This is a genomic window from Larkinella knui, assembly GCF_003858645.1.
Classification (GTDB): Bacteria; Bacteroidota; Bacteroidia; order Cytophagales; family Spirosomataceae; genus Larkinella; species Larkinella knui.
On the sequence record NZ_RQJP01000004.1, the window covers coordinates 577844 to 589385 of the forward strand.

At 52.4% G+C, this 11542-nt stretch carries 6 protein-coding genes; 3 read left to right on the forward strand and 3 right to left on the reverse strand.

Annotation, left to right across the window (positions count from 1 at the left end):
* Positions 1-124: 124 nt before the first annotated feature.
* A complete protein-coding gene (locus EHT87_RS20830) occupies positions 125-7171 on the forward strand; it encodes a putative Ig domain-containing protein (RefSeq protein ID WP_185716298.1) in 7047 nt (2348 codons plus the stop codon).
* A gap of 137 nt (positions 7172-7308) precedes the next feature.
* On the opposite strand, the gene EHT87_RS20835 is transcribed toward EHT87_RS20830, so the two are convergent.
* Both EHT87_RS20835 and EHT87_RS20840 read right to left on the reverse strand, forming a co-directional pair.
* The gene (locus EHT87_RS20835) at positions 7309-8175 is read right to left on the reverse strand and encodes an N-acetylglucosamine kinase (protein ID WP_124908592.1); all 867 of its coding nucleotides are present in this window, start codon (positions 8173-8175) and stop codon (positions 7309-7311) included.
* A 21-nt stretch (positions 8176-8196) separates the two neighbouring features.
* On the reverse strand, positions 8197-8451 hold the full coding sequence (locus EHT87_RS20840) for a cytochrome b5 domain-containing protein (RefSeq protein WP_124908593.1): 255 nt from the start codon (positions 8449-8451) through the stop codon (positions 8197-8199).
* A 128-nt stretch (positions 8452-8579) separates the two neighbouring features.
* On the opposite strand from EHT87_RS20840, the gene EHT87_RS20845 reads away from it, so the two are divergent.
* Positions 8580-9026, forward strand: coding sequence for a hypothetical protein (locus EHT87_RS20845; RefSeq protein WP_124908594.1), 447 nt, complete (start codon positions 8580-8582; stop codon positions 9024-9026).
* Positions 9027-9120: 94 nt separating this feature from the next.
* Positions 9121-10155, forward strand: coding sequence for a thiamine-phosphate kinase (gene thiL, locus EHT87_RS20850; protein WP_124908595.1), 1035 nt, complete (start codon positions 9121-9123; stop codon positions 10153-10155).
* Positions 10156-10222: 67 nt separating this feature from the next.
* On the opposite strand, the gene EHT87_RS20855 is transcribed toward thiL, so the two are convergent.
* On the reverse strand, positions 10223-11296 hold the full coding sequence (locus EHT87_RS20855; protein WP_124908596.1) for a mannose-1-phosphate guanylyltransferase: 1074 nt from the start codon (positions 11294-11296) through the stop codon (positions 10223-10225).
* Positions 11297-11542 lie beyond the last annotated feature (246 nt).

Sequence of the window (11542 nt, forward strand, 5' to 3'; positions counted from 1 at the left end):
GCCTGGATGAGTACAGTGCCCAATTTGATGATACGCAGATGATTTCTCCGTTTCATTAAATTTTTATTCTCATCAAGCTGATAAATCAAGTAAAATATATTCCATCGCACTGATGATCAGACCCTTGACTGTAACAGTTGTTACGTTTTTATTACTTCTTGGATTAGTGTATACGAATGCAACAGCCTATGGCGGAAATAAACCGTCGGCTGGCCCTGCTTCGGCCCCTAAAATCCCGGAACGCCAGCGTTATCTGGCCATTGTCGTTTTCAATTACGAAACCGATCCTTCCAAAGACGACGAAATCATTGAAGCTGCGGGACGTTTGGGCTGTAATGCCGCTGAAATTTCGGTTCACTGGGACAAGGTGTATGCCACCCGCAACAGTGCTCCCAACTGGCGGGTTGTCGATTCACACGTCAATACCGCCCTTCGGATGGGCATGAAGGTGGCCATCCGGATTCACCTGGCCCGCGAACCGCAATCGCTCGGTGGATTCTACAGTAACAACGAGGCCATGGTGGCTGCCGACAACACGGTAATGAATTTTGGGGGCGCTGTTCAGTTCAGTTTTGCCCACCAGCCGACCCTTGAATTAGCCAAAGATTTCGTTCGGCAGGTTACGCAGCATTTCCAGTATCTGCAACAGCAGGACCAACTGCTGTTTATGTCGGCAACCGCTTCTCCCATTCAGGAAGGCGAATATTCACCCCGCAATCAGCGTGGAGACGTAACGTACCCTATTCCGTTTGATTACAGTGAACCCATGAAGCAGGGGTTCCGGCAATGGTTGCAGGGGCGGTTTTCGCTGGATGCTTTGAACCGGCGCTGGGGCAGTGATTTCAGCCGCTGGGAAGCGGTTACGCCTACGCCCTACAACCAGACTGATCCCTACGTTTCTTTTGGCCGCGGACGGTGGGGCGAAGACTGGTACGTTTTTCGTCACATGATGCTGAAGCGGTTTCTTGATGAGACAACCCGCACCATCAAAGAAGTCAACGGTTCGATTCAGGTTGTGAATCAGCATGGTTGTGTGTGGGATCGCCAGAGCGGTTTGCGGGGAACGTTTGGGTTCAAAAACCTGGGTCAAAATGCGGATGGCGTTAAAATCAACGATGGTCCCGACTACAACCACCGGTTTTCGATGGATGTGGTGCGGAGCAATGTTCGGCCGGGTGCGTGGATTTGTAATGAAGTGGATGGCCTGTACCACAGCAGTGTGCCGGTCGATCGCTTCTATGATCAGGTGTCCGAAAGCTTCGAACAGGGCGCCCGCATGGTTACGCTGGCTAACTTCGCCGGCTGGGATGCCCGCCCGGTCCTGAACCAGCTGGTTCAACAAGTCATTAGCCGGGGGTTACTCTCGCAACCGGTTACGCAGATACAGCCAGCCAGCAGTACGAGCTACAAACTGTCGTCGATGGTTAGAGATGATGTCTCCGATCCGGACGGACGCGCCGGAGACCAGTGGTCGAAACAGTATTTCCAAAATGGCCGTAAACCCGTCAATATTACCTTGAATGAGGATTGGCTGGAAGACAATGCCAACCAGGACCCCCGGGTTCGTCAGGCGATTCCGAACCAGACCGCTTATGTCGAAAAACCGTTTGAATACACGATTCCCACTGCCACTTTCGAAGATCCGGATGGTTCCATTACCAAAGTAGAAATTAGTTCCGGTTTGCCGGCTTTGGGGCTTTCGGCCAATGGGGTGACGATCTCCGGGACGCCCAACACGGCGGGTACGATTACGGTTACGGTGAGGGCCACCGATAATAAGAATTCGCCGGTATCGACGCAGTTTCAAATCAATGTTCAGGGTCCGAACGCCAACCAGGCACCGGTTGTGTCGCAACCGATTCAGGACCGTACGGCGCTTGTCGGACTGGATTATTCGTTTCGGATACCCGACGAAACCTTCAAAGATCCGGATGGCAGAATTGTAAACATCACAGCTTCTGACTTGCCGGGTGGACTTTCCTACAACGCCGACAACGTTACAATCAGTGGTAAACCCACCAACGAAGGCGTTTCGACCATCACCCTGAAAGCTACCGACGACAAGGGAACCAGCGTTTCGACCAGCTTTAAATTAACGATTACCAAACAGGACGATGTTAATAAACCGCCTGTTGTAAGCAAATCCATTCCGGCTCAAACCGCCACCGTTGGTCAGAACTTCAATTATACCATTCAAAACGAAACCTTTTCCGATCCGGATGGCCAAATTACCGGCCTGGAAGTGACGGGCTTACCCAATGGTCTCAATTACGAAGCTGACAGCCGCACCATTAAAGGCACGCCCGTTACGGCCGGAACGATTACGGTGAAAGTAAAAGCCAATGACAACAAAGGAGCCAGTGTGACTACGGAGTTTCGGCTGACCATCAACAACGCCACCCCGGCGGAGCAACTGGCCATGCTGGAACCAACGATGGATTGCAGCACCGGCGAAATCAAGTTCCGGACCAGCGGGGGCGATGGCACCAAGATTGAGTTCAAAGCTGCCGGTATTTCGGAAGACTGGACGCCCAATAACACCTTTACCATTTCGCCCTGGCTGCGCAACGGAACCACCTTCGAAATTATAGCCCGGCAGAGTTTCAAAGAGATAAAATACAGCTACACCACGCCGTGTAAAGGATACGAAGCTCCGGTGGTTGCCAAACCGCTGAGTGATCAGACGTATCCGATAGGCCAGTTTTTTATTCTGAAAATTCCGGCAGAAACCTTTCAGGCGTCGACACCGCTGCAAGTAACCGTGAGTGCCTTACCCGAAGGACTGGCATTTGATAAAGTGACCCGGGCCATATCGGGCTCTCCTACTAAAGTCGGCGCAACAAACATTACCGTTACCGCTACCGATGAACGCGGTGCCAGGGTTGAAGATGTGTTTGTGATGACCATTCGGGATAATGCCAATACCCCGTTAACGATGGTAGCTCCCACCTTCAACTGCCAGACCCGGCAATTGACCATTCGTACGGAAGGCGGTGACGGCAGCGCCATGATCTATGCGATTCCTGGATTTGCCGAATGGAGCAACAATCCAACGTTTACGATTGGGTCTGATCGGTTAAACGGAACGGAAATGAAGCTGCTGGCCCGCCAGGGTGACCGCGAAGTCAGTTATGTTTACACCACCAATTGCTCAACGCCGGGTTCTTCCACGCTGCCCGATCAAACGGTGTATGTTGGGGATGCGTATTCCTATACCTTGCCGGATCCCGGTGCCGGAATTACGTATAAAGTAAGCGGTATGCCGGATGGCCTGACGTATACGACCGGCAACCGCACCATCTCCGGTGTGCCTGCGCAAGTTAGCACCGCCCGGCTTGTAGTCAAGGCTACGGATGACAAAGGAAATGAGATCAGATCACTTACGTTTAGTTTATTTGTTATTGCTAAACCCGCTCCGGGCAGTGGCAGTTTTGAGGGTTTTCTGGATGTCGTAAGCTGTAACAACATTGCAGGTTGGGTCTGGGATGCCAATCAGCCCAACGTGCCGTTTGTGGTTGAGTTTCTGGTGGGTAACACGCTGGAATCAGCCCGGCTGGTGGGCACTAGTCTGGCGGGGATCTACCGGCAGGATTTGAAAGACAATGGTAAAGGCAATGGCAGTCACGGCTATCGCTGGGATACTCCCGAAGAATTAAAAAACAACCAGACGTATTCCATCTGGGGTCGGGTTCAGGGCACGACCTACCTGCTCAAAGGTTCACCCAAAACACTGACTTGTAACGGCAACACCGCGCCAGGCAATCCCACCACGAATCAGCCACCGGTGGCCCCCAATGTGCCGGGCTTATCGGCCACAGCGACAGTAGCTTACCTAACAACGCTGCCGGTTTTCACCGACGCTGAGGGCGGTCCGCTGACGTATGCGGTTACGGGCCTGCCGGCGGGTCTGGCTTTCGATCCCGTTAGCCGGAGCTTGAGTGGAACCGTTTCCACGGCGGGCAGTTACCGGCTGACCTACAGTGCGACCGATAATCAGGGCGCTAAAACCAGCATCGACATTACCCTGCTCGTTGCGGTGCCGGGCGGAACACAACCCACAACGCCGAATAGTGGCAGTCTGGAAGGTTTTCTGGATGTCGTAAGCTGTAACAACATTGCAGGTTGGGTGTGGGATGCCAGTCAGCCTAACGTGCCGTTTGTGGTTGAGTTTCTGGTGGGTAACACCCTGGAGTCGGCCCGGCTGGTGGGCACTAGTCTGGCGGGCATCTACCGGCAGGACTTGAAAGACAATGGCAAAGGCAATGGCAGTCACGGCTACCGCTGGGATACTCCCGAAGAGTTGAAAAACAACCAGACGTATTCCATCTGGGGCCGGGTTCAGGGCACGACCTATCTGCTCAAAGGTTCACCCAAAACCCTGACGTGTAACGGCAATACCGCGCCGGGCAATCCCACCACGAACCAGCCACCGGTGGCCCCCAATGTGCCGGGCTTATCGGCGACGGCGACAGTGGCTTACCTGACGACGCTGCCGGTTTTCACCGACGCTGAGGGTGGTCCGCTGACGTATGCGGTGACGGGCCTGCCGGCGGGTCTGGCTTTCGATCCCGTTAGCCGGAGCTTGAGTGGAACGGTCCCCACAGCAGGTATTTACCGGCTGACCTACAGTGCGACCGATAATCAGGGTGCTAAAACCAGCATCGACATCACCCTGCTCGTCGCGGTGCCGGGCGGAACACAACCCACAACGCCGGTGAGCGGCAATTTTGAGGGGTATCTGGATCTGGTGAACTGCGTGAATCTGGCGGGGTGGGTCTGGGATGCCAACCGGCCAAATACGCCGTTGACGATTGAGTTTCTAGTGGGTAACACGCTGGAGTCAGCCCGGCTGGTGGGTACTACCGAAGCGAATATATTCCGGCAGGATTTGAGAGAGAAAGGCAATGGCAGTCATGGTTACCGCTGGGATACCCCCGAAGAGTTGAAAAACAACCAGACGTATTCCATCTGGGGCCGGGTTCAGGGCACGACTTATCTGCTCAAAGGCTCCCCCAAAACACTGACGTGTAACGGCAATACCACACCGACGACGCCAACGAATCAGCCACCGGTGGCTCCTAACGTACCGGGCTTATCGGCGACGGCGACAGTGGCTTACCTGACGACGCTGCCGGTTTTCACCGACGCTGAGGGCGGTCCGCTGACGTATGCGGTGACGGGCCTGCCGGCGGGTCTGGCTTTCGATCCCGTTAGCCGGAACTTGAGTGGAACTGTTCCCACGGCGGGCAGTTACCGGCTGACCTACAGTGCGACTGATAATCAGGGTGCTAAAACCAGCATCGACATCACCCTGACGGTTGGCTCCGCTCCGGGAGGAACGACGCCGGGCACCCCGACTACGGTAGTGAGCGGCAGTTTTGATGGATTTCTGGATCTGGTAAGTTGTAATAACATCGCGGGCTGGATCTGGGATGCCAACCGGCCCAACACCTCGTTGACGATTGAGTTTCTGGTGGGTAACACCCTGGAGTCGGCCCGGCTGGTGGGCACTACCGAAGCGAATATATTCCGGCAGGACTTGAAGGACAATGGCAAAGGCAATGGCAGTCACGGCTACCGCTGGGATACCCCCGAAGAGTTGAAAAACAACCAGACGTATTCGGTCTGGGGCCGGGTTCAGGGCACGACTTATTTGCTCAAAGGCTCCCCCAAAACCTTGACGTGTAACGGCAATACCACACCGACGACGCCAACCACGCCAACGAATCAGCCACCGGTGGCTCCTAGTGTGCCGGGCTTATCGGCGACGGCGACAGTGGCTTACCTGACAACGCTGCCGGTTTTCACCGACGCTGAAGGCAGTCCGCTGACGTATGCGGTGACGGGCCTGCCGGCGGGTCTGGCTTTCGATCCCGTTAGCCGAAACTTGAGTGGAACCGTTCCCACGGCGGGCAGTTACCGGCTGACCTACAGTGCAACCGATAATCAGGGTGCTAAAACCAGCATCGACATTACCCTGACGGTCAATCCCGCACCGACGACGCCAACCACCCCGACCACACCAACGACGACGGCATTGACCGTTCTGGCCCCTGACTACGATTGCCAAACCGGTAAAATTACGTTTCGGACCAGCGGGGGAGACAATACGCCCATTGAATACCGGGCGGCTGGCGTAACCGACTGGACGACGACTTCAACCCATACACTTTACCTGACGATGTGGAAGGGCAGCACGTTTGACATCGAAGCCCGCCAAAGCCAGAAAGTTGCCAAATACACGTATACGACAGTCTGTAGTGAAGGTAAAAACGCGGTTAACGATCAGATTATCACCAAAGGATTGTTTTATACCTTGACCTTGCCGGATGCCGGGGCGGGGATTCGGGTTGAGGTGATTGGTTTGCCGGAAGGCATCACCTATAATGCTTCCAACCGCACATCGAGCGGTAAGCCACAAACCGCCGGCGAGTATACTATAACCGTGAAAAGCACGGGACCTGACCAGAAAAGCAACTCGATTACGTTTAAACTGCTGGTCAGAGAGCCGCAGCTAACGGTTCAGCTGATGAAAGCGGGCAACGCTGCGTCACGGCAGATCATTCAGGAACTGATCAGCGGCAGCTCGATTGGCATCTCGAATTTGCCGGATCGGATCAATTTCTTCTGTACATCGAATGTGCCGGTGGGCAGCATTGCCTTTGAATTGACGGGGGGCGTGCAAAACAACTATGTCGATAATCAGGCTCCGTTTGGCCTGTTTGGTGACGATGACGGTTTTAAACCGCAGACGGGTACCTATGTGCTTCGATTGGCGGCTTTCACCGGTGCCAATGGCAGCGGGGAGACGATCATTACCAAAACTATCGCCTTCTCCTTTGTGCCGGGCGGGGGTCGGGTGGCCGTTCAGAGCATGCCCGAAAGTGCTGAAACCGTTGGCGATGCGTGGCAGGTTTATCCGAATCCGATCCGTGAGGAAATTAACCTGACGCTGCCGCAGCCAACTTCGGCGGAAACGCCTGCACCTTACCGGTTTTCGCTATCGTCGACAACGGGAAACCGCTGGGAACTGCGGGAAACGACCATCAGCACGGGCCAGCGCAAGGCGGTGCTCGATGTCAAAACGTTGCAGCTACCAACCGGTTTGTACTTCCTTCAGATTTACAATGAAAATAGCGTTCTGAAAGTCATCAAAGTGTTGAAACAGTAGGTTTTATTCGAGATCGAAGGCGGCAGAATAAACTCCGCGACGGCTTTTGCCATAAAAATGGAACGGCTACCTGTAAAAGCAATCCCATCGGTCGCTTTTATAGGTAGCCGTTTACAGTTGAATTCTGGCTTTATGACTCATTTTCCGGAAGACAACGACTCCGCATCCTGGTGATAGAGCGTCAACCCGGCGATGGGCGTTTCCAGAATGTGCCGCACGGTGAGCCCCTTGTCGTTGGCAACCTGCCGCAAAATATCGCTGTAATAAAAGGCAACCGAACCCACAAAATGAATCGGCAGCTGGTCGGCATTCGAAAATTTGCGGATGTAAATGTCAAAAAACAGGCTGAACGCGTCGTAAACCAGCTGATACGCTACCGGATGGCTCCGGTTATCGAACAGGAATTTTGAAAATGACGCAAAATACCGGTTCGGAAAAGGCTGTTTGTAGGCGTGGTCCAATACCGTGAGCCGATCAACTTTAGGGTAACGCTTCCGGAATTTTTCGGCTAGTTCAGGCGGTAACTGATCGTGTAGAAAACGGACTACCAGGGTTTTTCCCAAATAACCGCCACTTCCTTCGTCGCCGAGCCAGAACGCCAGCGAACCGCTCAGTTGGGCAATAGCATGGCCGTCGTAGAGACACGCATTGGAGCCCGTTCCCAAAATGCAGGCAATTCCGGCATTGTGGTGGCACAAGGCCCGGGCCGCACCCAATAAATCGCTGTTGACCTGCACGTTTTGCGCATCCGGAAATACCGCCCGAATCGCCTGTTCGACTATTCCGCACGATTGTTCACTGTTGCAACCGGTGCCGTAATAAAAAACGTCCGTCACCGTTTCTTGAATGGTTGGTAACAGACTGGTTTGCAGTTCGGCAGCAATGGCCGTACTATCCTGGTAATACGGATTAAACCCGATGGTTTTGGCCTGGCCGACCTGTCCCTGGGTATCGATTGTTCGCCAATCAGTTTTGGTGGAGCCGCTGTCGGCAATAAGTATCATTTTCGGACTGTCGTTTGCTGGTTAACTGATTAATTTTCCGACCGGTTTGAAGCGCCCAAAGACCCATTCGCCGTGGGGCGCATCGGGCAGTTCGTCGGTGAGATCCTGGCCGGCCCAATGTTCATAATGTTTGCCATTGCGCCAGAGACGGCTGGGCGATACATCGTAAATGATGCCCTGATAAGCACACCAGATTTCGTCGCGATCGGAGCCATTGCGAAGCGCCAGTTGCGAACGGGTGTATTCTTTCAACGTATCATTTTTACCAATAGTCATGGGTCTATTACAGTTCAGGCAGCAAAAATGCAACTTTACCGATAACATTAGATATGGATTTAACAAAAACGCGTAACTTTAACCACTTACTGATGAACCTGATCGAGTCCTTAAAAAAATTAAGTTATATGAAGAAGACTACTCATATCGCCTTTGTTGCCGTGTTGGGTTTATTTGCGGTTTTAGCCGGATGCAGCAAAGACAAAACCACTCCGCTTTCGGACCGGATCAAGCGAAATTGGACGGCGCAGAAAGTGGAAGAAAACAATGTCGTTGTTTATACCAAGGGAGGAACCAGTAACGTGAAACCCGGCTATTCGCAATATTCGCTGGATTTGAGTAACCCGCCCACGGTAGTGATCAAGCAGGTCGACGGGTTTACATCGACGGGACAATATGAATTGCAGGGCGATACGAAGCTCATTCTGAAAAACCTGAGCCCGGCACCAACCGATGGCCCAACGATCGAATTCAACATCGGTATCGCCACTGAAACGTCACTGGAACTGACCCGGACTACGGCTGACCGCAAAACCGGAGGAACCACCAATAAATATACGCTGGCAAACCCGTAAGCCGGTCCAATTCCGGTTGGGTACCAACTGAGCACTGTTTCTTACTATTTCGCCGTTTTCGAACCGAAAGCGGCTTTTTTGCTTTAGTATCTGTATGAACACACGAACTGAACTGGATTCTTTGGGCGAAATTGCCCTGATCGATCGCATCAGCCGGGCCTTTGGGCAACCGTCGCAGCCCGAAACCATCCGCGGCATTGGCGACGATGCCGCTGTTATCGACACCGGAGGGCCGGATTACTGGCTCATTTCTACCGATATGCTCCTGGAAGGCGTTCATTTCGATCTGGCGTATACGCCCCTCAAACATTTGGGATTCAAGGCGGTAGCGGTCAATGTGTCGGACATTGCAGCCATGAATGGAACACCCCTGCAAATTACGGTCAGCGTGGCCCTCAGCAACCGGTTTTCGGTCGAGGCCGTGGAAGAATTGTACGAAGGAATCAAAGCGGCCTGTGAAGCCTACCAGGTCGATTTAATCGGGGGCGACACCACTTCGTCGCGCTCAGGACTGGTCATTTCGGTGACGGTAACCGGCCGGGTAGCAAAAGATAAAATCACGTACCGCAATACCGCCCAACCCAACGATGTGGTCTGTGTAACGGGTGATTTGGGGGCGGCTTTCTGCGGATTACAACTCCTGGAACGGGAAAAGCAGGTTTTTCTGGCCGATCCGACCATGCAGCCGGAGATCAACGAAGAAAAAGCGTATGTGCTGGAGCGTCAGCTTCGGCCCTCGGCCCGCACCGATATTGTGTATGAACTCCAGGATCTCGGCGTAGTGCCGACGGCCATGATCGATGTTTCAGACGGTTTAGCCTCCGAATTGTTGCACATTTGCACCCAATCGAAAACCGGAGCCGTTATTTTCGACGAAAATATTCCCATCGACGATGTGACGTACCTGGTCGCTACCGAATTGAATGTCAGCCCCATAACGGCGGCTTTGAACGGTGGCGAAGATTATGAATTGTTGTTTACCGTCCGTCCGCAGGAGTTTGAGAAGCTAAAAAATCACGCCCGAATCACGCCCATCGGTTATCTCACCGATAAACCGGAGTCGGTTTTGCTGGCCACCAAAGCCGGGCAGTATACCCAGATTAAGGCGCAGGGGTGGAAGCACTTTTGAATGATGAGTTATGAACGATGAATGGTTGCGTCAGCCTCATTCATCGTTCATAATCCATCATCCTTTGTTACACAAAGTGTACTCCGTGATTCTTCGCATCGGCGACGAATTCTTTCACTTTTTGTTCTTCATCTTTGGGGCAAATCATCAGAACGCCATCGTATTCAGCGACGATGAATCCTTCTAATCCACTGATAACGACCAGCTTGCCTTTCGGCGTCTTAATGATGCTGTTGCTGGTATTGTAAAGCATGTGGGTGCCATCCGTGACGTTTTCATTGGTATCTTTTTCGGATACTTCATACAACGATTTCCACGTTCCCAGGTCTGACCAGCCAAAATCGCTCAACACGACATAGACATTGCCGGCTTTTTCCATGATGCCGTTATCGATCGAAATATTTTTGCAGAGCGAGTAGGCTTTGTGGATAAACGATTCTTCTTTTTCAGTGAAGTACCAGTCGTTGCCTTCGGCAAAAATCTCCGCCGTTTCAGGCATATACGTTTCAAACGCCTTTTTAATGGCCTGCACATTCCAGACAAAAATACCGGCATTCCAGACAAACTCGCCACTTTCCAGAAACTGCTGGGCCAGCTCCAGATGCGGTTTTTCGGTGAAGGTTTTTACTTTTTTAGAACCCTCATTGTCCGAATCGGGAATGTACTGAATATAGCCATAACCCGTATCCGGTCGGCTGGGCTGAATACCGAGCGTGACCAGAATATCCTGCCTGGCGGTGGCGTCCAATGCCGTCCGAATCGTAGTCCGGAATTCGTCTTCCTTCAGAATAATGTGATCCGCCGGTGCCACAACCATGTTGGCTTCGGGATCCTGCCGGGCAATTTTATAGGCCGCGTAGGCAATGCAGGGTGCGGTGTTTCGGCGGACGGGTTCACACAGGATCTGATCGTCGCTCAGATACGGAAGCTGCTCTTTTACAAGCTTTTGATACTCGGTACTGGTTACAATATAAATATGGTCTTTCGGACAAATACCCTCGAAGCGTTCTGCGGTTTGTTGCAACAACGATTTGCCCGTTCCGAGAACATCATGAAATTGCTTGGGATTATTGGTACGGCTAAACGGCCAGAAACGGGTTCCGACTCCGCCAGCCATGATAATTACATACGTATGGTTCATACAGAAGAATTTCAATTATTGGATTAACCCTCTAAATTGAAGAAGGGGTTCCTAAACTACAAGGAATGCGCTAAAAAGTTAGTTAAGATAGGATTAATAATGATTTGGAATGGTGACTGGCAAAGTTAACGGATTGAATAATCAGACATAAAAAAACAGCGTAACGATTTTATTAACTTACTGCACGGTGGAAGTAGCTGGAGAAAAGTGATGAGAAATATACAACAATCTCACGGATTTTCAGGC